Origin of the sequence: Ancylobacter sp. FA202, assembly GCF_000380205.1 — a bacterium.
Lineage (GTDB): Bacteria > Pseudomonadota > Alphaproteobacteria > Rhizobiales > Xanthobacteraceae > Ancylobacter.
Genome location: NZ_KB904818.1, coordinates 63,083 through 86,254, shown reverse-complemented (window position 1 = coordinate 86,254; position 23,172 = coordinate 63,083). Strand labels below are relative to the sequence as shown.

Below are 23,172 nucleotides of genomic sequence, written 5' to 3'. Positions count from 1 at the left end.
CCTAATCGGGCCTTGCCCCCGGGGAGCGTGTCAGGCACCAAGAAGGAAAGGTTGAATCGCCTCGCTGCGCTGCGTCGGTGGCGGCAGCGAAAGGCTTCTGGCTTGGATATGGCGAACGGCGGACGCGACGATCCCACCATCGACCGAAGCGAGATCGGCGGCAGCATAAGGCTGGTGCTTCTGGTGGCACTTGCGCTTGTCGGCGCCGTGGTCTCGCTGCTGCTGCTGGGGCGGGACCGCGCCGACCCGTGGATCATCGGGCTGCTGACCGTTCTGGCCGTCATCGGCGTCTTTGCACTTTTCGCCTACGCCGCTGGCCTACTGCGCTTCGGCGCGCCGGACCTGCGCGATGAACTCGCCCGCCGAATCGTCGACAGCGCACCCGAGGGGGTGAGTATCGTCGACACGCTGGGGCGTGTGCTCTACGCCAATCCACGCTATTGCGAGATCACCGGCGCCGCCGCGCCTGCGGATGCGCGGCCGGTTGAACGCTTGTTCACCAGCGACCCAGATGCCTCCGAGGCGGTTTATCGCTTGGTGCAAGGGGTTCGCGAGGGCCGTGCAACTGTCGAAGAGGTGCGCCTCGCCGGCCCCGGTCAGCCGGTGCGCTGGCTCCGGCTCGGCGCGCGGCGTGCGGCCAATTCCGGCAAGGGCGTGCGTGCCACCGTGTGGACGGTGAGCGACCTGACCCGCGAGCGCGAGCGGCAAGAGACGGCCTTCCTCGAACTGCAGCACGCCATCGACTATCTCGATCACGCGCCGGCCGGGTTCTTTTCGGCGGCTGGCGGGGCGATCCATTACATTAACGCCACGCTGGTGGACTGGCTCGGCTACGATCTCGCCGAGTTCGGCCCCGGCGGCCTTTCTGTCGGCGACATCGTGCCCGGTCCTGCGGCGGCTCTGTTGACCGGCATGGCGCCGCTGCCCGGTGGGGTCCGTACTGAGGTGCTCGACCTCGACCTCCGGCGCAAGAACGGCCAGCCGCTGCCGGCCCGTCTCTGGCATCGGGTTGCCTACGCCTCAGACGGAACCCCCGGCGCGTCGCGCACCCTGGTGGTCAACCGCTCGCGTGAGGACAATGCCGCCGATCCGGCGCGCGCGGCCGAGGTGCGCTTTGCGCGTTTCTTCCACAATTCGCCGATCGCCATCGCCGAGGTCGATGTGGAAGGTCGCATCGTCCGCGCCAATGCCATGTTCGCCCGGCTGTTCGGCGGCCGCGAGGACGAGCGTCGGCGCATCGTCGACATCGTGCCGGAGGCGGCGCGCAACGCATTGGAGCTAGCACTGGCGGCAGCGGTGCACGGGCAAGCACCCGCCGCGCCGCTGGACATCGTGCTGGAGCGCGAGGGTGGGCGCTCGGCGCGCCTCTATTTCGCCTCGGTCGAGGATGGCGCCGGCGCCCGCGAGGCGGCGATCGTCTATGTGATCGAGACGACCGAGCAGAGGGCCCTGGAGGCCCAGTTTGCCCAGTCGCAGAAGATGCAGGCCGTCGGTCAGCTCGCCGGCGGCGTCGCGCACGACTTCAACAATGTGCTGACCGCCATCATCGGCTATTCCGACCTCCTGCTGGCCAATGCCCGGCCCACTGACCCGTCCTTCCAGGACGTGATGCAGATCAAGCAGAATGCCAACCGCGCGGCGGGCCTGGTTCGCCAACTGCTGGCCTTCTCGCGCCGGCAGACCCTGCGCCCGCAGGTGCTGCGCCTCGGCGACGTGATGAGCGACCTCACCATGCTGCTGCGCCGCCTGCTGGGCGAGACGATCAAGCTGGAGGTCAAGGAGGAGCGCGACCTCTGGCCGGTGAAGGCGGATCTCAATCAGTTCGAGCAGGTCATCGTCAATCTCGCCGTCAATGCCCGCGACGCCATGCCCAAGGGGGGCACGCTCACCATTCGCACCGCCAATGTCAGCGCCGTACAAAGCGTGTCCTATGCCGAGGCCGGGCTGCCGGAGGCCGACCATGTGCTGGTCGAGGTGGCGGACACCGGCACCGGCATCCCGCCTGACATTCTCGATAAGATCTTCGAGCCCTTCTTTTCCACCAAGGAGGTCGGCAAGGGCACCGGCCTCGGGCTCTCGACCGTCTACGGCATCGTCAAACAGACGGGCGGCACGCTGCAGGTCGACAGCGAGATGGGGCAGGGCTCTGTTTTCCGGGTCTTCCTGCCGCGCCATGTGCCCGATGCTGCCGAATTGGCGCCGCGCGCGCCGGAGCCCGAGCTTCCGGCCAAGGCCACTGACCTCACCGGACGGGGAACGCTGCTGCTGGTGGAGGATGAGGAAGCGGTGCGCGCCTTCGCCGCCCGTGCGCTGATGTCGCGTGGTTATCACGTGCTGGAGGCGGGTTCCGGAGTCGAGGCGCTGGAGGTGATGGCGCAGCACCCCGGCGAGGTCGAACTGATCCTTTCCGATGTGGTGATGCCGGAAATGGACGGCCCGACGCTGCTGAAAGAGTTGCGCCCCACCCATCCCGACATCAAGGTGATATTTATGTCGGGTTATGCCGAGGAAGCCTTCGCCAAGAACCTGCCGGAGGGCGCGGATTTCGGCTTCCTGCCGAAGCCGTTCACCCTCAAGCAACTGATCGAGGCGGTGAAGGCGAGCATGGGCCGGAGCGAGCCGGGCCGAACCGAGTAATGTCCCGCGAGGGGACCGTCTGGAGGATGAGATGAGCGCAGCGACCGAGGACGTTTTCAAGGCTCTGGCCGCCGACCATGCTTCCCGGGCCGAGGAAAAGGTGGCGAGCCTATTCGCCGCCGATCCCGACCGTTTCGCCAGCTTCTCCGTCTCTTTCGAGGACATGCTGCTCGATTTCTCTAAATGTTCGCTGACCGCGCGCACGCTCGACCTGCTGCTTGACCTGGTCCGCGCGGCCGGCGTCGAGGCCAAGCGCGAGGCGATGTGTTCGGGCGAGCACATCAACCTCACCGAGGATCGGGCTGTGCTGCATACGGCGCTGCGCGATCCGGGCGAGACGCCGCTCGTCGTCGACGGGCAGGATGTGCGTGCCGACGTGGCGTCCGTTCTCGCCGCCATGGCGGCCTTTTCCGAGGGCATCCGCTCGGGCGCGCTGAAGGGCTGGACGGGCAAGCCGATCACCGATGTGGTGAATATTGGCATTGGCGGCTCCGACCTCGGACCTGTTATGGCGACCATCGCGCTGACGCCCTATCACGACGGTCCGCGCGCTCATTACGTGTCCAATGTCGACGGCGCCCATCTCTACGACACGGTGAAGGACCTCGATCCGGCCTCCACTCTGTTCATCGTCGCCTCCAAGACCTTCACTACCCAGGAGACCATGTCGAACGCCGCGAGTGCCCGGCACTGGATCGTCGAGGCGCTGGGCGAGGCGGCGGTGGCGAACCACTTCGCCGCTGTTTCTACGGCGCTCGACAAGGTTGCCGCCTTCGGCATCGCGCCAGACCGGGTGTTCGGCTTCTGGGACTGGGTCGGCGGGCGCTACTCGGTGTGGTCGGCGATCGGCCTGCCTGTCATGATCGCCGTGGGTGAAGCGCATTTCCGCCGCTTCCTTGCCGGTGGCCATGCGATGGATGAGCACTTCCGCACCGCGCCGCTTGAGACGAACCTCCCGGTCCTCCTCGCCCTTGTCGGTCTCTGGCACCGCGACGTGTGCGGCTATGCCACGCGCGCAGTCATCCCCTATGACCAGCATCTGGCGCGGCTGCCGGCCTATCTCCAGCAACTCGACATGGAGAGCAACGGCAAGCATGTGACGCTTGACGGCAAGACCGTGGCCCATGACACCGGGCCGGTGGTCTGGGGCGAGCCCGGCACCAATGGCCAACACGCCTTTTTCCAGCTTATCCACCAGGGCACCAGTCCGATTCCGGTCGAGTTCCTGATCGCCGCCCGTGGGCATGCGGAAGAAGCCGAGCCGGGCCTCAAGCGCCAGCATGCCATGCTGATCGCCAATTGCCTTGCGCAGTCCGAGGCGCTGATGCGTGGGCGCTCGCTGGAAGAAGCGAAGGCGCAGCTTCTCGCCGCCGGCCGCGACGAGGCCACCGCCGACAAGATCGCCCCGCACCGCGTCTTCACCGGCAGCCGCCCCTCCGTGACCCTCGCCTATGAGACGCTCGATGCCTACACGCTCGGGCGCATCATTGCGCTCTATGAGCACCGCGTGTTCGTCGAGGGCGCCGTGTGGAACATCAACAGCTTCGACCAGTGGGGCGTCGAACTCGGCAAGGAACTCGCCAGCACGCTGCTGCCGGCGGTTGAAAGCGGCGTCGCCCCCGACAGCGTCTCGACCTCGGCGGCCGGTCTGCTCCGCCATCTCGTGGCCAAATAAAGTCAGGCGCGGTCCCGGACCCGCCCTTGGCGGGAACCGGGACCGCCCGCCAAACGTCTAATGATCCCGGCTCGGCTGCGGCCGCCGGGGATGAGTCGAGCATAGCCCGGGAGCGAGCATGATCCGCGTCGTCGCCACTACGCCGTTTGAAGGCCAGAAGCCCGGCACCTCCGGCCTGCGCAAGAAGGTCACGGTCTTCCGGCAGCCGCACTACATCGAGAACTTTGTGCAGGGCCTGTTCGACAGTCTTGATGCCTTCGAGGGCGAAACGCTGGTGATCGGCGGCGACGGGCGCTTTTATAATCGCGAGGCGATCCAGATCGTCATCAAGATGGCGGCCGCGGCCGGATTTGGCCGGGTACTGGTCGGCAAGGGCGGCATCCTGTCGACGCCGGCGGCCTCCTGCGTCATCCGCAAGCACGAGGCGTTCGGCGGCATCATTCTTTCCGCCAGCCATAATCCAGGCGGCGAGCACGGCGATTTCGGCATCAAGTACAATATCGGCAATGGCGGCCCGGCCCCCGAGCATGTCACCGATGCCATCTTCGAGCGGACGAAGACGATCCGTGAATACCAGATCATGGACGCCGACGATGTCGATCTCGACGCGCTCGGCATCACCCGCATCGGCGACATGGTGGTCGACGTTATCGACCCGGTCGAGGACTATGCCGAGTTGATGGGCGAGCTGTTCGATTTCGACGCCATCCGCGACCTGTTCGCCTCCGGCTTCACCATGCGCTTCGACGCGATGAGCGCTGTAACGGGCCCCTATGCGGCAGCGATCCTGGAGGAAACTCTGGGCGCTCGGTCGGGCACGGTGATGCATGGAGAGCCGCTGCCGGATTTCGGCGGCCACCATCCCGACCCGAATCTCGTCCACGCCAAGGAATTGAACGATCTCCTGATGTCGGAAGACGGGCCCGATCTCGGCGCCGCTTCGGATGGCGACGGCGACCGCAACATGATCATCGGCCGCGGGCGTTTCGTGACGCCGTCGGATTCGCTCGCGATCATCGCGGCCAATGCCCATCTGGCGCCGGGCTACAAGGATGGCATCGCCGGCATCGCCCGTTCCATGCCGACCAGCGGCGCGGCGGACCGGGTGGCCGAGAAGCTCGGCGTGAAATGCTACGAGACGCCGACGGGCTGGAAGTTCTTCGGCAATCTACTCGATGCCGGTCTCGCCACCGTGTGCGGCGAGGAGAGCTTCGGCACCGGCTCGAATCATGTGCGCGAGAAGGACGGGCTCTGGGCCGTGCTGATGTGGCTCAACATTCTCGCCGCGCGCCGGCAGAGTCTGGCAGAGATCGTGGCCGAGCACTGGGAAGCCTATGGGCGCAACTATTACACCCGCCATGACTATGAGGAGGTCGACAGCGCGGCCGCTGATGCGCTGATGGCGGATCTTCGGGCGCGGCTTGATACGTTGCCCGGTACTGTCATCAACGGGCTGACGGTCGAGCGCGCGGATGATTTCGCCTATCACGACCCGATCGATGGTTCGATGACGACCAAGCAGGGCATCCGGGTGTTCTTCACCGATGGCTCGCGCCTCGTCTATCGCCTCTCCGGAACCGGCACGGCGGGGGCGACGTTGCGGCTCTATCTTGAGCGCTTTGAACCGGATCCGACCCGCCATGACCTTGACACCCAGGACGCGCTAGCCGGCCTGGTGCAGATCGCCCGTGACTTGGCGGACATAGAAGGCCGCACCGGCCGGAGCGCCCCAACCGTCATCACCTGAGCAACTTCCCAAGAGACGCACTCGGCCTCCGGTCACGGCGGTTGGCCGGGGGAAATGCCGGCGCCTCAACGCAGGGCGCCGGTCCAGTGCAGTTCCAGCCGGCGCAGCACGCCATAGGCGATGCCAAGCTCGCCGGTCGGGTCGCCGTCCAGGCCGATCTGCCGGCTGTCATGGGTCGTGCGGATAGCGTCACATAGGCTCTGCGCCTTGGCGCTCAGGCGCAGGCGGGCCGATCGCCTGTCCCGCTGCGACGCGGTGCGATGGATATAGTGGGCATCCACCAACTGCTTGAGATTGTAGGAGGCATTTGAACCGAGATAGTGGCCGCGCTCCAACAGGTCGCGGACGGAAAGCTCGTCAGTGCCAATCGTGAACAGCAGCATGACCTGAGATGGGCTGATGTCGTCGACCCCGAGACGTGTCAACTCGGCGCGCAGCACGTCCAGGAAACGACGATGGGCGCGTTCGATCAGTCGTCCGATCTCCCAATGGGTAACGGGCGTCGCGCCTGCCGGTGGGTCGGCAAAGGCCGTTGCCGGAAACGCCACTTGCGGCGCGTCGGAGGTTTCGGCCGTTTCAACTGCCGGGGAAGCTCTTCGTGCGGTTGACCTCATGCCTGACGTTTCCCGTCCCAGTATCGCCCGCGGTCAATGTGCCCGCCAATGCTTCTGTTCGTGACGGGGGCCGTCACGAACAGAATGGCGATGATGTTGGCCAGTAGATTATTGAGAAATTGGGGCAGTCGCCAACGTAATTATGAGAGGGGCGCTTCGGTCCACGGAAAATCACCGACCGGCAGGCTGCAACATTGCAAGCTCTGCCAGCCGCAAGGGTTCGGACTGAGAAAGTCGGAACTCAGATCCAGTTAGCGCGGGACTTCGAGATGCGATTCGAGAAACCAGAGCGCCTTATCGAGGGAGCGTGAAGCCGCGGTGAAGATGTCGGCCGTCGTCGGGTCGCCCGCGTCGTCGGAATCGTTAATCGCCTTGCGCACATTGTTGGCCACCGCGCCAAAACGTTCGGCCAGCGCCTTAAGGTGCTCGGGGATGGCATAGATGTCCGTGGGATACGGCTTCAGCGGGCTTCCTTCGGCAACAGCCTGCGTGGTGCCAAGCGCTGTCCCACCCAGCTGAACGACGCGCTCGGCCATGGTGTCGGTATGGCCGTCCATTTCGGCGCGGAAGCCGTCGAGCATTTCATGCACGGCGATAAACTGCGGCCCCTTCAGGTTCCAATGTGCCTGCTTGATCGCCAGTGAGAGGTCAATGCCTGCGGCGAGGTTGGCGTTGAGCAGCTCGATGGCAACGTTCTTGGCGTTGGAGGGGACGTCGTTGGCGGTGTCGTGGACGGGCATGGGAGTCCTCTTCATGTGACTGCCCCGCATTGGGCGGTCGGGCGGTGCGGAATATGCACCGTCAGGGAGAAGATTGGACCGATCGAACGGTATTCAAGAGCCCCGGCGGTGAAGAATCCGTCCGATGAAGTTGAGCAACACCTGGGCAGCCAGAATGGCGGTGACGCCGGAGGGATCATATTCGCGGGCCACCTCGACAAGGTCGACGCCGACGACATTGCCGCGTCTGGTCAGCCCGTCAAGCAGTTCCAGCACTTCATAATAGGTGAACCCGCCATGGCTCGGCGTACCGGTTCCTGGGGCGATGGAGGGGTCAAAGCCGTCAATGTCGATGGTGACATAGTAGCGCCTCCCTGCGGGAATGCGCGCCAGCACCGCTTCCGTTCCCAGCTGGCGGATCTGGCGCACCGACAGGATGTCCGACCCCATGCTCCGGGCAGCTTCATAGCCCTCGCGCGCGGTGGAGGAGACGTTGCGGATGCCCAGTTGGGTAAGGCCGGTGACATAAGGCTTCTCAGCCGCCCGGCGCAGCGGGTTGCCATGGCCGCGGCGCACGCCGTGGCGCTCGTCGACGAAGTCGAGATGGGCGTCGAACTGGACGATATGGATCGGCTCCTGCTCGGAGAAGGCTTCGATGCAGGGAATGTTGACGGAATGATCGCCGCCGAGCACCACGGGCAGCGCGCCGGCCGCGAGGATCTTGCGCACGGCATACTCGATATTGGCGTGGCTGCCCTCGGTATCGGTGTGAATCATGTCGGCGTCGCCGACATCGACGATGCGTGTGGTCTCCGCCGCCAGATAGGTGACGTCGTCCTCATGGTCATAGGCCCCGGCGTGGCCGAAGGAGAACAGCGTCGACGCCTCGCGGATGGCGCGCGGACCGGAGCGCGCCCCTGAGCGCCATTGCGTGCCGAGATCGAACGGCGCGCCGAGGATGGCGACATCGGCGTCGATCCTGTCCCAGTCGAGCTGGAGCGGGTACTTGCCGAACGTGCAGATGCCGACGAAAGGAAGGTCGAGCCGGCCGCCCTCATAGCCATGAGCCATCAGCGTGCCCCCTTCGTCGCAACTACGCCTGCGAGCACGCAGAGCAATTCGAACATGATCGTCGCGCCCGTGAGCGCTGTGAGGCCGGACGGGTCGAAGGGAGGTGCGACCTCCACGAGATCGGCGCCGATGATGTTCAGTCCGTCGAGCAGGCGCACCATCGCCTGCGCTTCACGGGTCGAGAAGCCGCCGATCTCCGGCGTGCCGGTTCCCGGTGCCTGAGAGGGGTCGATGCCGTCAATGTCGAAGGTGACATAGGTCGGCGCGTCGCCGACAATGGCGCGTGCTTCCGCCATCACATCGGCGACGCCACGCTCCATGAACTCCTCGATGAAGATGATGCGCACGCCCATGTCGCGGGCGTAATCATAATTGCCGGCGTCGGAGATGGCGCCGCGCAGGCCGATCTGGACGAAGCGCTTCGGGTCGACGAGCCCTTCCTCGATGGCGCGGCGGAACGGCGTGCCGTGGGTGTATTTCGAGCCGTTGAAGAAGGTGTCGTAGGTGTCGGAATGGGCGTCGAACTGGATGAGCCCGACGGGGCCGTTCTTCGCCAGACCGCGCAGGATCGGCAGGCTGATGAGATGGTCGCCGCCGGCGGTGAGCGGCAGCGCACCCGCCGCGCGTACGTCTTCATAATGGGCGGTGATGATGTCGAGCGAGCGCATCAGGTCGAAGGGATCGATGATGACATCGCCGCAATCGGCGACGCGGGCGCGGTCATAGGGCGAGAGGCCGGTGACGTGGTGCACGCGCCGCATCAGGCTCGACTGGTTGCGCAATTCGCGCGGGCCGTGGCGGGTGCCGGCGCGGTTGGTGGTGCCGAGGTCGAAGGGCACGCCGATGATGGCGACGTCGACCTCGGAAGGCTGTGCCACCGGCAGCCGCATGAAGGTGGGGAGGCCGGCGAAGCGGGGAACGGTGCCGGAATCGAGCGGCTCGAAAATGTCGGGCATGGTGAACCTGGATGATGTGAAGGTGCTCGGGTCATCTTCTGTCGGGCTTGTGCCCGGCTAAGGAGCCTGCGTGCTTCGAGACGCGGGGCAAGCCCCGCTCCTCAGCATGACGGACGTCAGGTAGCGTATGGCGGTCGTCATCCTGAGGCGCCCGGCGCAGCCGGGCCTCGAAGGACGCAGAAGAGTGCCGCCCTCACATCCGTGCTCACAGCCCGAATTCCTTGCGGATGGCGGCGCTGATATGGGTGACGTAGTCGGCCATCAACGCCTCGCCCTTTTCCACGGTCGAGCCAGTGGCCACCGCCAGCACGCCCGAGGGCGGCAGGCCGAAATCGCCGGGAACCGGGAAGCGGTCATAGGGTGGGAAAGTCGCGGGTCCATCGGACGGCACCTTCTCCATTTCGACCAGATCCGGCCGCAGCACCATCATCAGCGATGTCTCCATCAGGCTGGCATGTTCCAACTCGATGCCGGGGAAGCCGGCGGGGAATATGCTCTCCAGCGTCGCGCGCTGGGCGAAGTCCCAGTATTCCAGCCGCATCACGGTAAAGTCGGAAATGCCGTCGCGGGCGATCTCGCGGCGGGCGAGGTCGAGGCCTTCTACCGAGGGCCACAGGTTCTCGTAATGGCCGTTTACAACCACCAGCCGGCGCACACCCTGCCGGGCAAGGTTGCGGATCACGTCGCGCAGCACCAGCGCGAAGGTATGGGCGTCGACGCTGAGCGTGCCGGGGAACTGCTCGCCGCCGCCCGAGCGCGGCATCGACTTGCAACCATAAGCGACTGTCGGGGCGACGAGGCCACCGACCTCGCGGGCGATACGCTCACACACGCCGGTGGGCAGCACCACGTCGACATTGAGCGGCAGGTGCGGCCCGTGCTGCTCGGTGGAGCCGAGCGGCAGCAGCACCGGTGCGCCGGCCGCGATCTTCGCCGCGAATTCCGGCCAGCTGAGTTCGTCGAGACGCACGCTGTCAACCATCCGGTCCCCCTGAGTGCTAATCGCTGATCGGTTCAGTGCATCGCCGCGCCGCCATCGACGCTGAGGCACTGGCCGGTGATGAAAGTGGTGGTGCGGCTTGCTAGGAACAGCACGGCCTGCGCGACTTCCTCAGGCCGGCCGACGCGGCCGGCCGGGTTGCCCGTCTCCAACCGCTTCAGTTCCTCGCTGAGATTATCGAAATCGAGCAGCGGCGTATCCACCGGCCCCGGCGCGATGGCATTGACCAGAATATCGGGACCCAGTTCGCGCGCCCAGGAGCGGGTAAGGGTGAGGATGGCACCCTTGGTGCCGGCATAGCCAGAAAAGCCCGCACGGCCGAGATAGGCGAGTTCCGAGGCAATGTTGATGATGCGCCCGCGCACCGGCCCCTCGCCGCTGAAGCGCTTCAGCGCCTCGCGCGCCATCAGGATCGGCCCGCGCATATTCACCGCTGCCATACGTTCAAAAGCGGCGATGTCGAAGCTCGCCAGCGGCGTCTCCACGCAGATGCCGGCGCAGTTGACGATGACATCGAGGCCGCGCAATTCTCTCGTCGCCGCCTCCATGCCGCCGATGACCGAAGTCTCGTCGGCCACATTGACCAGGATGGTCGGCCAGTGCGTCTCGTCCGGCGGCGGATGGAGGTCGAAGCCGATGACCCGGGCACCGGCGGCACTGAGTGCATCGGCGGCGGCGCGGCCGATGCCGCTGGCTGCGCCGGTAACGATGACCCGCGCATCCCGGTGTGGGTGGTCCTTGTGGGGGGCTACCATGGAAATTCTCCTCGATCGACGCCCAGGCTCTGGCCGGTGATGTTGCCGGCAAGGTCGGAGGCGAGGAAGAGATAAGTTCCCGCGACATCCTCAGGGTCCATGAAACCCGGCAGGATCTGCGCCGCCACGATCTCCTGCAGCAGAGATTCCGGTGCGATGCCGGTGCGGGCTGCCATGGCGTGAAGCGAGCGCAGCGAGGCCTCCGTGCGCACCCAACCGGGGCAGACAGCGTTAACGGTGATGCCACGCGGGCCGAGTTCCTTCGCCCAGGTCTTGGTGAGGCCGATCACCGCGTGCTTAGAGGCGACATAGGCGCCGAACAGCGATTCGGCGCTGCGCGACCAGATCGAGGCGGTGTTGATGATGCGTCCGCCATGCGTGAGTCGTGGCAGCAGGGCACGGGTGACGAGGAAGGTGCCGACGACGTTGGTTTCCACCACCCGGCGGAAGACGGCCTCGTTCTCGCGGGTGGGATCGTCCAACGGTGTGACACGCTCCAGCCCGGCATTGTTCACCAGCACGTCGAGATGGGGAAGGGCGTCGGCCACCTGCGCCACGTCCCCGGCCGAGGTGATGTCGGCGCGGTGGCCGCGTGCGCCAAGTCGTTCGGCCGCCTCGAAGATCGTCTCATCCTCGGCGAGCATGTGCAGCTCCGCGCCGGCAGCGGCGAAGGCGCGGGCAATGCCGAGGCCGATGCCGCGGCTGGCGCCGGTGACGAGCACGGCGCGGCCGGAAATGCCGTCGAGTGTCATGGGAGGAATCGGAAGTCAGAGCGGCGGGACACGGCGAATTCCTTGAGGACGTGCCAGCGTCCTCCATATTCAGTTCGAGAGGAATAGGATTTAGTGGAAGTATGTATCGATAAATGTCGATGCGAAAGATCGAGGTGACCTGGCGGTTGTCGTCCCGGATGGGGGCCGGCGCACCGCCCGGACGGATTGGGAGCGCGCATGCGGCGTCTCGACAATATCGACCTCCGGCTGCTGCGCGTCTTCGTCACGCTGGCTCAGGAGGGTGGCTTCCAGGATGCGCAGATCGCGCTGAACCTATCGCAATCCACCCTCTCGACTCATCTGGCGGCGCTGGAGCGCAAGCTCGGTGGGCAGCTCTGCGAGCGGGGGCGGGCAGGGTTCCGGCTGACGCCTTTCGGCGAATCGACGCTCATTGCTGCCAAGCGGCTGTTCGAGGATATCGACGCCTTCCATGGCCGAATCGGCCGTGATCAGCAGCGACTTGTCGGGCGGCTACGGGTCGGCATTGTCGATGGCGTCGTCACCAATCCGCAGCTCGGGCTGCAGACGGTGCTGTCCCGCTATATGACCTATGCGTCGGAAGTTTTCGTCGATCTGGAGCTCGGCACGCCGCTGGTGCTGGAACGGGCCCTGATGGACGGGGAGCGGGACATCGTGGTCGGGCCGTTCTCGCAGAAGGTGCCGGGCATCACCTATGTCCCGCTCAACCGCGAAGCGCAGGCGCTCTATTGCGGGCGCGGCCATGGGCTGTTCGAGGTGCCGGGCACCGAGGTCAACCACGCCCGCATTGAGGAGGCGCTGTTCTCGGTGCGGCGCTATCGCCACCTCGACGATCTCTACCGGGTCAACCACCCGCGCGCGAGCGGCGCCATCGTGCAGATGGAGGCGCAGGTGATGATGATCCTCTCCGGCCGGTTCATCGGCTATCTCCCGCGCCATATCGGCGAGGACTGGGTGGCGCGCGGCCAGATGCGCGTTCTGAGGCCGGAGGCCTATGGCTTCGAGACCACCCATTTCGCCGCCTCAAGGCGACTGAAGGGCGAGCAGCCGCTGGTCGACGCCTTCGTGCGGGAACTGAGGGCGCAGGCCGGTGCGGATGCCGCCGCAGCGCCGGGCTAGATGCCGCCGCGCACACGGTCGCTGAGATTACGGCGGTCGCGGATGATGGCTGCCAGCGCCGCCTCTTCCTGTGGGCCGCGCGGCAGCTGGGAGAGCTGATCGAGCTGGTTGAGTGCGACGAGACGAACGAGGTCGTCGCGCACAGCGCCGGTGGCGTCGCGCGGCAAGGCGGGGACGACCTGGAGATGCTCGGGCGGCAGCAGGTCCGGCAGGCGGGCGGCGAGATGCGCGCGCAAAGCTTCCTCAGTTGCGCCCTCCGCCTCGACGAAAGCGTAGAGGCCGAAGGAGTGCCCGGCGGTGGGGAAGTCGCAGATATGCACGGCGCGCACGCCCGCGACCTCGGCGAGGGTGCTGGCGATGCGCGGGCCCTGTTCCATGGCGCGCGGGCCGCGCCCTTCAGTGTCGTGATAATTGAGCAGGCGGCGGGTGACGAAATTGTAGAGCTTCTTGCCGGTCTGCATCCACACGCGGGTGAACAGGCTCTTGCGGGCGAGGATCTTCTTTTCCCGCGCGGTCAGCGCCTCCGGGCAGTAGCTGCGCTTCTGCTTGAGGAAATGGCGGATGTCCTCATAGGCCGCGACGCGGAACGCCTTGCTGCGCCGGGAAAAAACCATGGCCAGCTGAAAGTCCATCAGCACCGCGCGGCCATCGGCGGCGTAAAGCCAGTTCTGCGGCTTGGCGAGGTCGTTATGGGCGATGTTGCGGCGATGCACTTCGCGCAAGCCCTTGCGGGCGGAGGCAAAATAGGCGCGATCGCCGCGCGGCCTGGCGATCTGCAGCGGGATGCCGTCGACGAAGCCGCGTATCAGATAGCCCTCTTCCAGCGCATAAACCGGAACGGTGTGGCCGCTGCCCTCGGCGCGGATGAGCGCGCGCGCCTCGCGGGCGGCGAAGTGGCGGGCGAGCGGCTTCACCCACCATTTCACCTCAGCATAGTTGCGCCGGACCGCCGGAAAGACATGGCCGGTGGGGTCGCGCCAGAGGCCGCGCTCGATAGTGGAGAATGTGTCTCGCTTGAGCACCGTGTCGAGCTCGAACACGCCGCCCTTGGAGGGGACCGTGAAGCTCACGCGGCAGCCTCGCCCGGTTCGTCGGCATGGCTCTTGGCCCAGGCGTCGAGATCGGCGAGGGCGCGGGCGGCGAGCACCTGCTTCTTGGCCACCGTCTTCTGCGCGCCGCGCAGGCGGTTGCCTTCCGTGTCGCGGGTGGGATTGGCATCAAGCGGCGGGAACAGGCCGAAATTGATGTTCATCGGCTGGAAGGAGCGCGGGCCCGCTTCCACCGTCTCGATATGGCCGCCGGTGATGTGGTTGAGAAGGGCGCCATGCGCGGTGGTGGCGGGCGGCAGGGCAGGGGCCTCGCCGCGCCGCTCGGCCGCCGCGAACAGGCCGGCCATCAGCCCCATGGCGGAGCTCTCCACATAGCCCTCGCAGCCGGTGATCTGGCCGGCAAAGCGCAGGCACGGCAAGGCTTTGAGCCGCAGAGAGCCGTCCAGAAGGCGGGGGGAATTGAGGTAGGTGTTGCGGTGCAGCCCGCCCAGCCGGGCGAATTCCGCCTTCTCCAGCCCGGGGATCATGCGGAACAGGCGCACCTGTTCAGAATGGCGGGTCTTGGTCTGAAAGCCGACCATATTGTAGAGCGTTCCCAAGGCGTTGTCCTGGCGCAGCTGCACCACGGCATAGGCCTTCACGGTCGGATTATGGGCATTGGTCAGGCCCATCGGCTTCATCGGGCCGTGGCGCAGGGTCTCGGGGCCGCGCGCGGCCATCACCTCGATCGGCAGGCAGCCGTCGAAATAGGGGGTGTTGGCCTCGAACTCGCGGAAGGGGACGGTGTCGGAGGCGACCAGCGCGGCGACGAAGGCCTCGTACTGCTCCTTGTCCATCGGGCAGTTAATGTAGTCGGCACCGGTGCCGCCCGGTCCCATCTTGTCGTAGCGGGACTGGAACCAGCACACGTCCATGTCTATGGAATCAAAGTGAATTATCGGCGCGATCGCGTCGAAGAAGGCAAGCGCCTGCTCGTCCGCACGGGCGCGGATGGCGTCCGCCAGGGCCGGGGAGGTGAGGGGGCCGGTGGCGATAATCACCGAGTCCCACTCCTCCGGCGGCAGGCCGGCAACCTCGCCGCGCTCCACCGTGATCAGCGGATGGGCGGTTATGGCGGCGGTGACGGCCTCGGCGAAGCCCTCGCGATCCACCGCCAGCGCACCGCCGGCGGGGATCTGGTGGCTGTCGGCGCAGGCCATGATGAGCGAGCCGAGGCGGCGCATCTCGGCGTGCAGAACGCCGACGGCATTATTGGAAGAATCGTCTGATCTGAAGGAGTTAGAGCACACAAGCTCCGCCAGGCTGTCGGTCTTGTGGGCGTCGGTGGAGCGGGTTGGGCGCATCTCGTGCAGCACCACCGCAATGCCGCGCCGGGCGAGCTGCCAGGCGGCTTCGCAGCCGGCGAGGCCGCCGCCGATAATGTGAACCGGGCGCTTTTCGGTGATGCTCATATCCTGCCGCTGCTCAACAAATCCGTGCGCGGCTTAGCACGGAACGGGGGCAAAAAAGAACGGCCCCGGAAAATTCCGGGGCCGTACAATGAGTGCAGTGAGGTGGACGATCAGTGCAGTGAGACTTGTTCGTCCAGCCTCAAACCCGCATCACGCCGCAGCGGCGGCGCGACGGGCAACGCTGGTGATTTCGCCACGCGACACGTTGATGTCGGCGAGGGTACGGTCGTCGAGCTGGGAGAGCTCGATCAGAGTGCGGCGATACGCCTGGTAGCGGCGGATCTGCTTGGCAACGAGGCCCCAAAGCAGCATGTCAGTCTCCATCGGTTGTCGGTTAACCGGATCGCGGCCTCCGGGCATCCCCGGCAGCTGCACGTCCGTTAATCATTCCGATGCCTATATATTTGACACCCTGCTCATTTGGTAGGAAATATACCGCATCCCAGCCCTGCGGGCCGCGCATGACACGCTCACAATTCGTTCACGATCTGCAAGGCTGGCGAAAGCATGGCGTGAATCAGGCGCCCGCCAACGCCTGATCGAGATCGGCGATGATGTCGGCCACGTCCTCGATTCCGACCGACAGCCGCACCACATCCGGGCCCGCACCGGCCAGAACCTTCTGCTCGTCAGCGAGCTGGCGATGGGTGGTGGAGGCGGGGTGGATGATGAGCGAGCGGGTGTCGCCGATATTGGCGAGGTGCGAGAACAGCTTCACCCCCGACACCAGCGCGACGCCGGCCTCGAAGCCGCCCTTGAGCCCGAAGGTGAACACCGCGCCTGCGCCCTTCGGCGTGTATTGCTGGGCGAGGTTGTAATAGCGGTCGCCCGGCAGGCCGGGATAGCTCACCCAAGACACTTTGGGGTGGTCGGCGAGATGCTTGGCCACCGCCAGCGCATTGTCGCAATGGCGCTGGATGCGCAGCGGCAGGGTCTCGATGCCGGTGAGCAGCAGGAAGGCGTTGAAGGGCGACAGCGCCGGGCCGAGATCGCGCAGGCCCAGCACCCGGGCGGCGATGGCGAAGGCGAAATTGCCGAAGGCCTCGCCAATGACGATGCCCTCATATTCCGGCCGCGGCTGCGAGAGGAAGGGGTAGCGCCCCTCGCGCATCCAGTCGAACGAGCCGCCATCGACCAGCACGCCGCCGATCGAATTGCCATGACCGCCGAGAAACTTGGTGGCGGAATGGATGATGATGTCGGCGCCATGCTCGAACGGGCGGATGAGATAGGGGGTGGCCAGCGTGTTGTCGACGATCAGCGGCACGCCGGCGCGCTTGGCGATTTTCGATATGGCGGCGATGTCGGTGACGATGCCGCCGGGATTGGCGATCGATTCGATGAAGATGGCCTTGGTGCGCGGCGAGATGGCGCGCTCGAAGGAGGCGACATCGTCGGAATCGGCCCACACCACGTTCCAGCCGAAGCTCTTGAAGGCGTGGTTGAACTGGTTGATCGACCCGCCATAGAGCTTGCGGGCGGCGATGAACTCGTCGCCGGGGGTCAGCAGCGTCTGGAAGGCAAGCAGCTGCGCGGCATGGCCGGAGGCCACGGCGAGGGCGGCGGTGCCGCCTTCCAGCGCCGCCACGCGCTCTTCCAGCACCGCATTGGTCGGGTTGCCGATGCGGGTATAGATATTGCCGAACGCCTTCAGCCCGAACAGCGAGGCGGCGTGGTCGACATCGTCGAACACGAAGGAGGTGGTCTGGTAGATCGGCGTGGCGCGGGCCTTGGTGGTCGGGTCGGGCGCGGCGCCGGCATGGACGGCGAGGGTGGCGAAGCCCGGAGCGGGCGAGGTGACGTCGGTCATTGGCGTTCTCCTGTCGACGGGCCGGCGATCCGCGCGAGGGCGCGGGACGCTGCGGGCGTCTTGGCCGGCAGTGTCGCGCCTCCGCTAAAAAACGCAACAGGATTGGAGAAAGAATTAAACAGCGTAATATTGCTGTTGATATCGGGCGTGGCCGTTCTCCCGGCCGTGGTGGGAGGACAGCAGCGCGCACGGCCCGCCGAAGGCCGCGCCGATGCCGGAGAGGCCTGCGCCTATTGCGGGAACCGGCCTGCGCTTCTTCCGGAGGATGAAACGGGAGGAGGGGTTGAGCGGCCCTCAGCCCGGAAGCCGAGGGGAGGTCGCCTCTTCCGCTGCCGCCGGCCCGAACGCTGCTTCGACCTCGCGCGCATAGCGCTGCGACACCGGCACACGCAGCCCGTTGGAGAGCCGCAGCCGGCCGGTGCGGCCCTGTTTCTCGAAGCCTTCCACCGCCTCGTCAGACACCCACCAGGAGCGGTGGACCTGCCGGCCGGCGGTGGCGCCGGTCTGGGCGATGGCGTCGCTCAGGCGCAGCAGTGCCAGCGCGGAACCCTTGGCCGTGTGGATGCGGACATAATGGTCCTCCATCTGCAGGCAGAGCAGGGGACCGCGCAGGGCGGGCGGCAGTCGGGCCAGCAGGCCGGTGGCGGGCAGGGCGGCGGCGGGCCGGGCAAAGGCAGGCCGGGCAAAGGTCGGCAGCGATGCCGCGGGCTGGCCCGCCTCGGGCGTCGCCATCGCCGGGGCAGGACGCGCCGCGCCCGGACGGGCGAGGCTGATGGCCTGCCACAGCAGCGTCACCAGCGCGCCGATCAGCAGCACCTGGACATACGTTTCCACCACTTCCCACGGGCTGGCCTGCCAGCCCTCCATCGCGCTGGCGGCGAGGCCGGTGATGACGATCATCGGCAGGGCCGCGAGGGCCACTACCACCGCCATCCGCGCCGCCGGCGACAGGGCGGCGAGCCGGGGCAGGCGCTGCGCCCGCGCCTGCGTGATCGACAGCACCAGGAACCACGCGGCCAGCAGCCCGCCCCAGAAGGCCAGCCGCTCCAGCACGCTGCCCTCGGTGGTGTCGAACGGTGCCATCCAGGCGAAGACCGGGCTGAGCGCGAGGGCGAAGCTGACTTCGGGGGCGCGGGCCTGCAGCCAGTTCGCCAACGGTGCGTTCGCCAGAAATCCGTTCGCGAATTCGCGCATGTTCAGCTTTCCCTGGCGTGCTGCACTGCACGATAGCGAAGAGTTTGGCGCAATTACGAAGCGGCACTGGCCCCGGTGGGCCCGCTCGCGGAAGGGGTGGGCATCCCGCAGAACGTTTCTGCGGGACGTGCCCTCCGGCCCTCGCAGAGACCGCGCATGAAATACCGCTTCCTCGCCCATCTCGGCCTGCCGCTCGCCGGCTGCGCCCTGCTGTTGCCATCCGCCTTCGCCGCCGACCCGAGCGCGGCCGAGGCCCTCTCCCCGCGCCCCACGGGGGTCGCCTCCGCCGCCGATGGCTGGCTCTTCGTCGCCGAGAAGCTGGCCGGCTGGAATGTCGTGCTGGGCGGCGGCGTGCTGATCGCGCCGACATATGAGGGATCGGACGAGTTCGACGTTCAGCCCGTTCCCTTCGTCACCGCCACGCTGGGCGAGCATGTGACAATCGACCCGCGCGGTGTGTCGGTGAATGTGTACAGCCTCGGCGATCTCACTTTGAGCGGGCAGCTTGGCTATGACACCGGCCGCAAGCAGAGTGATTCCGACCATCTCAGGGGGCTTGGCGACATCGACATGGGCGGCGTGGTCGGCGCCACCCTCACCTATGAGTGGGGCGCGGCCGAAATCTACGGCTCGCTCGAGCGGATCGTCGGCGGCAGCGACGGCACGCAGGCGACGCTCGGATTCAAACTCGCCCATGATGCCGGGCAGTTCCGCGTCTCCGCCGGCGTTTCCACCACCTGGGCCGACGAGGACTACATGCAGGCCTATTTCGGCGTGACGGCGGCGCAGTCCGCCCTGTCGGGACTGCCGCGCTACGAGATCGGCGCCGGCTTCAAGCGCGTCGATCTCGAACTGGCAGCGACCTATGCGTTCACCGAGCATTGGCTGGTGCGCGGCGAGGTGGGCCTCGGCTATCTCCTTGGCGACGCCGCCGACAGCCCCGTGGTGCAGGAGGCGTTCCAGCCCTCGGTGATGCTGCTGGTCGGCTATCGCTTCTGAGCGTCCGGCCGGGCGAGGCGCAGGCGGGGAATCTCGATCGCCGGGCAGCGGTTCATGATCACCGCGATGCCGCCGGCCTCTGCCCGCGCCGCCGCCGCATCGTCGCGCACGCCGAGCTGACCCCAGATCAGCTTGGGCCGGGGCGAGAGCGCCAGCGCTTCCCCGACCACGGATTCGAGATGCTCGGGCGCGCGGAACACGTCGACCATGTCGATCGGCTCGGGCACGTCGGCGAGGTGGGCATAGGTCGGCAGGCCGGCAATGGCGCGCCCGGCCTGGCCGGGATTGATCGCGAACACCTTGTAGCCGCGCTGGGCGAGATAGAGCGCGACGCCATGGCTGGGGCGATCGGGCTTCGGGCTGGCGCCGACGACCGCAATGGTCCGCACGCCGGCAAGCCAGTCGGCGATGAAGGCGTCGTCATAGGAATCGTGATTCATCGCAGGACCTGAAGGCTGGAGGCGGGGCGCGTCCCGCCATATGGGACCGGGCGGCGGGCGAGGCGAGCTTTTTCGCAGGAGCGGTGCGTCGGTGCGCGCACGGCCCTTCGCGGGTGGCGGAGGTCTATTTCAAGGGGTTAGCGCGTGGTATTAAAATACCTAAATTGCAACTCGTTGATTAGTAACATGAATTCGGCGTATGGCGACATTGACGTTGCGCGTGGGCTCGTCTAGAAACCCGCCACGAGAGAGGTGCGGGCATTCCGCGCCCTTGCATATGGATTTTCCCATGAAGACGTTTTCGGCAAAACCCGCCGATATTCAGAAGAAATGGGTCGTGATCGACGCGTCCGGCCTCGTGGTCGGCCGTCTCGCGACCATCATCGCCACCCGCCTCAAGGGCAAGCACAAGCCGATCTACACCCCGCATGTCGATTGCGGCGACAACATCGTCGTCATCAATGCCGACAAGGTGGTGCTGACCGGCCGCAAGCGCGACGACAAGGTCTATTACCACCACACCGGTTTCCCCGGCGGCATCAAGGAGCGGACGGCTAAGTTCATCCTCGAAGGTCGTTTCCCCGAGCGCGTGGTCGAGAAGGCCGTGGAGCGCATGCTGGCGCGCGGCCCGCTCGGCCGCAAGCTGATGGGCAATCTGCGCGTCTACAAGGGTGCCACCCATCCGCATGAAGCCCAGCAGCCGGAGACGCTCGATGTCGCCGCGCTCAACCGCAAGAATGTGGGGAACTGATCATGGCTGAGCTCATCCAGTCGCTCGACGGGCTCGAAGCCCTCAAGTCCCAGGCCCCCGAGGCCCCCAAGCATGTCCAGAAGCTGGACCGCCAGGGCCGCTCCTACGCCACCGGCAAGCGCAAGAACGCGGTCGCCCGCGTGTGGATCCGCCCCGGCACCGGCAAGATCCTGGTCAATGAGCGCGAGATCGAGGTGTATTTCGCCCGTCCCGTGCTGCGCCTCATCATCCAGCAGCCCTTCACCACGGCGGCCCGTACCGGCCAGTATGACGTGGTGTGCACCGTTTCCGGCGGCGGCCTCTCCGGCCAGGCCGGCGCGCTGCGCCACGGCATTTCGCGCGCGCTCACCTATTACGAGCCCGAGCTGCGCGGCCCGCTGAAGAAGGGCGGCTTCCTGACCCGCGATTCGCGTGTCGTCGAGCGTAAGAAGTACGGCAAGGCCAAGGCCCGCCGCAGCTTCCAGTTCTCGAAGCGCTGATCGGCGTTTCCCTACAATACGAAAGGGCGGGTCCTTGGACCCGCCCTTTTTGTTTGTCCGCTCGATATGTTTGCCTGCTCGTTATATTGGCCGGGCGCTTCTGTGGAGGCCCTACGGCGAAGTCTTCACGGCGCAGCGGCACGGCGAAGGCGGGAAGGCGAAGGTGGCTTTGGCCGCCCCCGCCGTCCGTGTGACGAGGCTCAGAACGGCACGGTCAGCCGGGCGGTGCCGGTCCACACGCTGTAATCCGCGCCGATGCCGCCATATTCGCCGCCGAGCGACAGCGATCCGGCCGTTAGAACACGCATGCTGAAACCGCCCGTCACCCGCGCCGACCAGCCGTCGCCAATGCCGGTGTCGGGCACATCCGCCACCACGGCATCGTCCGAGGCAAAGCGCCAGTCGGCGTAAAGGCCGAGATAGGGCATCACGCCCTCGATCCAGTGCGGCGCCGTCACCTTGCCGCCCAGCGCGACGCGCCCGGTGGAGAAATCGCGCGAATCGTGGAGCCCGCCCAGCGTGTCGATATAGTTGCCCTGGCTTTCCCAGAGGGCGAACACATCGGCGGAGGGTTCGACGGTATAGCCGCCGACATCATAGGTGCCATTGATCCCGGTCGAGAGCAGCCAGCGCGAGCCGTCGAAGCTGCCGGCCGCCAGACCGGCGGAGGCGTCGTAGCTGAGCCCGGTCCAGCCAACCATGCCCTTCCAGCGCAGCGTCGGCGTGATCTGCCAGCCGGCATAGGTGCCGACCGTGGCGCCGTCGCCATTCAGGTTGCCGGTGAGCCAGGCGAAATCGTAATCGAAATTCTCATAGCCGCCGAACACGCCGACCACGACGGCGGGGGCGAGACGATAGGTGAGGCCAACCGTGGCGTTGATCTGCGTGCCCTTCAGCAGGTCGGAATCCGACTGCTGGAATCCGCTGCCGCGCACATCGACCCAGGCGCTCCAGTTCTGCTCGATCATCGGTGTGGCGAGCGAGAGCGACTTGTTGACGTTCGCATAGCTGAGGGCCGAGAAGGCATCGCCCGCGGTTTCCGAAACGCCGGTGCGGTCGCCTGAAGGAGCGAATTGCGACGAGGTGCCAGCCGTCACCGAAGATGCGCTCACCCACTCGACGCCATCTTCGGTCCTCACGGGCACGAAGCCCTTCAAATACTGGCGTCCATAGTTAATGAGCGCATAAGTGTAGGTCGTGTCGGCTAAACTCTTGGGTAATGTTCGCCCCTTGGATTCCACCTGGACCATATAATCGGCATATTCCTCGCGGGTCATGGCCGTGATCGTCGGTGTCGAGGGACTGGAGCTACCCCCACCCAGCGCGGAATCGATGGCGGTGGACACCGAGGTGCTGATGGCGGCGCCTGATGTGTTGGCTACGACCGTCGAGCCGATCGCCTGGACGCTGGCCAGTTTCTGGCTGTCGGTGGCGCCGCCATTCGCGCCGCCGCCGGCCGTGCAGCTCCACGCGAAATTCGAGCCTGAGTTGGACTGCGTGCCGCTGATGATGAGTTCGTCCGAGGTCGCCTCCGGCACGACATAGGTCTGCGAGCCGACCGTGTCGAAGCTCAGGATCGCCGGGTTGTGCGTCGTCGCGTTGTAGAGGCCCAGCCGGTCGGAGCCCCCGACGGCGGTGACGGTCAGCTTGATCGTGTCGCCGGCATCGAACCCGGTGCCGGACGTGCTGCCGGAGATCGAACCGCCGGAGAAAGTCCCGTTCAGGGCGGAGCAGCCGGCCGACGCGAGCGCGCCGCTGCTGGTGCCCATCAGAAGCACGGACGCGACGGCGCCCAACACGGTATGACGCATAGAAAAGCCCCCTTGAGATACCCCAGCAAAATTCCTACACGATTCACGCGCGCGTGAAAGGGCTGGATTGAGATACCTCTGGGTATGCGCAGGAGATCGAGGGGTGGGCGCACAAAAAGGGGCGCCCTGCGGCGCCCCTTTCC

Annotated in this window: 21 protein-coding genes; 7 read left to right on the top strand and 14 right to left on the bottom strand. The window is 66.3% G+C overall.

What is annotated here, in order from left to right:
- Positions 1-108 precede the first annotated feature (108 nt).
- From cckA to A3M1_RS0100330, 3 genes are all read left to right on the top strand, one after another.
- On the top strand, positions 109-2,637 hold the full coding sequence (cckA, locus tag A3M1_RS0100340; protein WP_018386955.1) for a cell cycle histidine kinase CckA: 2,529 nt from the start codon (positions 109-111) through the stop codon (positions 2,635-2,637).
- A 31-nt stretch (positions 2,638-2,668) separates the two neighbouring features.
- Positions 2,669-4,312, top strand: a complete 1,644-nt coding sequence (pgi, locus tag A3M1_RS0100335) for a glucose-6-phosphate isomerase (RefSeq protein WP_018386954.1) — start codon at positions 2,669-2,671, stop codon at positions 4,310-4,312.
- A 118-nt stretch (positions 4,313-4,430) separates the two neighbouring features.
- Complete coding sequence (locus tag A3M1_RS0100330) at positions 4,431-6,059, top strand: alpha-D-glucose phosphate-specific phosphoglucomutase (protein ID WP_018386953.1); 1,629 nt, start codon at positions 4,431-4,433, stop codon at positions 6,057-6,059.
- Positions 6,060-6,124: 65 nt separating this feature from the next.
- Here the strand turns inward: A3M1_RS0100330 and A3M1_RS0100325 are convergent, their stop codons facing one another.
- The 7 genes from A3M1_RS0100325 to A3M1_RS0100295 all read right to left on the bottom strand — a co-directional run bounded on the left by A3M1_RS0100325 (position 6,125) and on the right by A3M1_RS0100295 (position 11,926).
- Positions 6,125-6,607 carry a MarR family winged helix-turn-helix transcriptional regulator gene (locus tag A3M1_RS0100325; protein ID WP_018386952.1) on the bottom strand — a complete coding sequence of 161 codons (483 nt, stop codon included), beginning with the start codon at positions 6,605-6,607 and terminating at the stop codon, positions 6,125-6,127.
- 317 nt (positions 6,608-6,924) lie between these two features.
- Positions 6,925-7,428: a DNA starvation/stationary phase protection protein Dps gene (gene dps, locus A3M1_RS0100320; protein WP_256379647.1), complete on the bottom strand. Its 504-nt coding sequence runs from the start codon at positions 7,426-7,428 to the stop codon at positions 6,925-6,927.
- A 78-nt stretch (positions 7,429-7,506) separates the two neighbouring features.
- Positions 7,507-8,463 carry an agmatinase gene (gene speB, locus A3M1_RS0100315; protein WP_018386950.1) on the bottom strand — a complete coding sequence of 319 codons (957 nt, stop codon included), beginning with the start codon at positions 8,461-8,463 and terminating at the stop codon, positions 7,507-7,509.
- The gene (speB, locus tag A3M1_RS0100310) at positions 8,463-9,419 is read right to left on the bottom strand and encodes an agmatinase (RefSeq protein ID WP_018386949.1); all 957 of its coding nucleotides are present in this window, start codon (positions 9,417-9,419) and stop codon (positions 8,463-8,465) included. Before speB (A3M1_RS0100310) ends, speB (A3M1_RS0100315) begins: the two co-directional genes overlap by 1 nt.
- 205 nt (positions 9,420-9,624) lie before the next feature.
- The gene (locus A3M1_RS0100305; protein ID WP_018386948.1) at positions 9,625-10,401 is read right to left on the bottom strand and encodes a creatininase; all 777 of its coding nucleotides are present in this window, start codon (positions 10,399-10,401) and stop codon (positions 9,625-9,627) included.
- Positions 10,402-10,433: 32 nt separating this feature from the next.
- The gene (locus A3M1_RS0100300) at positions 10,434-11,174 is read right to left on the bottom strand and encodes an SDR family NAD(P)-dependent oxidoreductase (protein ID WP_018386947.1); all 741 of its coding nucleotides are present in this window, start codon (positions 11,172-11,174) and stop codon (positions 10,434-10,436) included.
- Positions 11,168-11,926, bottom strand: coding sequence for an SDR family NAD(P)-dependent oxidoreductase (locus A3M1_RS0100295; RefSeq protein WP_018386946.1), 759 nt, complete (start codon positions 11,924-11,926; stop codon positions 11,168-11,170). The genes A3M1_RS0100300 and A3M1_RS0100295 overlap by 7 nt, the downstream gene beginning before the upstream one ends.
- Before the next feature lie 198 nt (positions 11,927-12,124).
- Between A3M1_RS0100295 and A3M1_RS0100290 the strand changes: the two genes are divergently transcribed.
- On the top strand, positions 12,125-13,045 hold the full coding sequence (locus A3M1_RS0100290; protein WP_018386945.1) for a LysR family transcriptional regulator: 921 nt from the start codon (positions 12,125-12,127) through the stop codon (positions 13,043-13,045).
- Here the strand turns inward: A3M1_RS0100290 and A3M1_RS0100285 are convergent.
- The 5 genes from A3M1_RS0100285 to A3M1_RS0100265 all read right to left on the bottom strand — a co-directional run bounded on the left by A3M1_RS0100285 (position 13,042) and on the right by A3M1_RS0100265 (position 18,549).
- The gene (locus A3M1_RS0100285) at positions 13,042-14,115 is read right to left on the bottom strand and encodes a serine/threonine protein kinase (RefSeq protein ID WP_018386944.1); all 1,074 of its coding nucleotides are present in this window, start codon (positions 14,113-14,115) and stop codon (positions 13,042-13,044) included. The two genes, A3M1_RS0100290 and A3M1_RS0100285, sit on opposite strands and share 4 nt — an antisense overlap.
- Positions 14,112-15,545 (bottom strand): methylenetetrahydrofolate--tRNA-(uracil(54)-C(5))-methyltransferase (FADH(2)-oxidizing) TrmFO, encoded by a 1,434-nt coding sequence (gene trmFO, locus A3M1_RS0100280; protein WP_018386943.1) that lies wholly within the window; start codon positions 15,543-15,545, stop codon positions 14,112-14,114. Before trmFO ends, A3M1_RS0100285 begins: the two co-directional genes overlap by 4 nt.
- A gap of 150 nt (positions 15,546-15,695) precedes the next feature.
- The gene (locus A3M1_RS25585) at positions 15,696-15,857 is read right to left on the bottom strand and encodes a DUF1127 domain-containing protein (RefSeq protein ID WP_018386942.1); all 162 of its coding nucleotides are present in this window, start codon (positions 15,855-15,857) and stop codon (positions 15,696-15,698) included.
- 205 nt (positions 15,858-16,062) lie between these two features.
- Positions 16,063-17,355 (bottom strand): O-acetylhomoserine aminocarboxypropyltransferase, encoded by a 1,293-nt coding sequence (locus A3M1_RS0100270; protein WP_018386941.1) that lies wholly within the window; start codon positions 17,353-17,355, stop codon positions 16,063-16,065.
- Between the two features lie 294 nt (positions 17,356-17,649).
- Entirely contained in the window at positions 17,650-18,549 is a 900-nt protein-coding gene (locus A3M1_RS0100265) for a LytTR family DNA-binding domain-containing protein (protein WP_018386940.1), read from the bottom strand.
- Between the two features lie 156 nt (positions 18,550-18,705).
- Between A3M1_RS0100265 and A3M1_RS0100260 the strand changes: the two genes are divergently transcribed.
- Positions 18,706-19,548, top strand: coding sequence for a MipA/OmpV family protein (locus tag A3M1_RS0100260; protein ID WP_018386939.1), 843 nt, complete (start codon positions 18,706-18,708; stop codon positions 19,546-19,548).
- On the opposite strand, the gene A3M1_RS0100255 is transcribed toward A3M1_RS0100260, so the two are convergent.
- On the bottom strand, positions 19,536-19,988 hold the full coding sequence (locus A3M1_RS0100255) for a CoA-binding protein (RefSeq protein WP_018386938.1): 453 nt from the start codon (positions 19,986-19,988) through the stop codon (positions 19,536-19,538). The genes A3M1_RS0100260 and A3M1_RS0100255 overlap by 13 nt on opposite strands.
- A gap of 289 nt (positions 19,989-20,277) precedes the next feature.
- On the opposite strand from A3M1_RS0100255, the gene rplM reads away from it, so the two are divergent.
- Both rplM and rpsI read left to right on the top strand, forming a co-directional pair.
- Positions 20,278-20,739, top strand: a complete 462-nt coding sequence (gene rplM / locus A3M1_RS0100250) for a 50S ribosomal protein L13 (protein ID WP_018963936.1) — start codon at positions 20,278-20,280, stop codon at positions 20,737-20,739.
- A gap of 2 nt (positions 20,740-20,741) precedes the next feature.
- Positions 20,742-21,218 carry a 30S ribosomal protein S9 gene (rpsI, locus tag A3M1_RS0100245; protein ID WP_018386936.1) on the top strand — a complete coding sequence of 159 codons (477 nt, stop codon included), beginning with the start codon at positions 20,742-20,744 and terminating at the stop codon, positions 21,216-21,218.
- A gap of 200 nt (positions 21,219-21,418) precedes the next feature.
- Here the strand turns inward: rpsI and A3M1_RS0100240 are convergent, their stop codons facing one another.
- Complete coding sequence (locus A3M1_RS0100240; protein ID WP_018386935.1) at positions 21,419-23,029, bottom strand: autotransporter outer membrane beta-barrel domain-containing protein; 1,611 nt, start codon at positions 23,027-23,029, stop codon at positions 21,419-21,421.
- Positions 23,030-23,172: the final 143 nt, after the last annotated feature.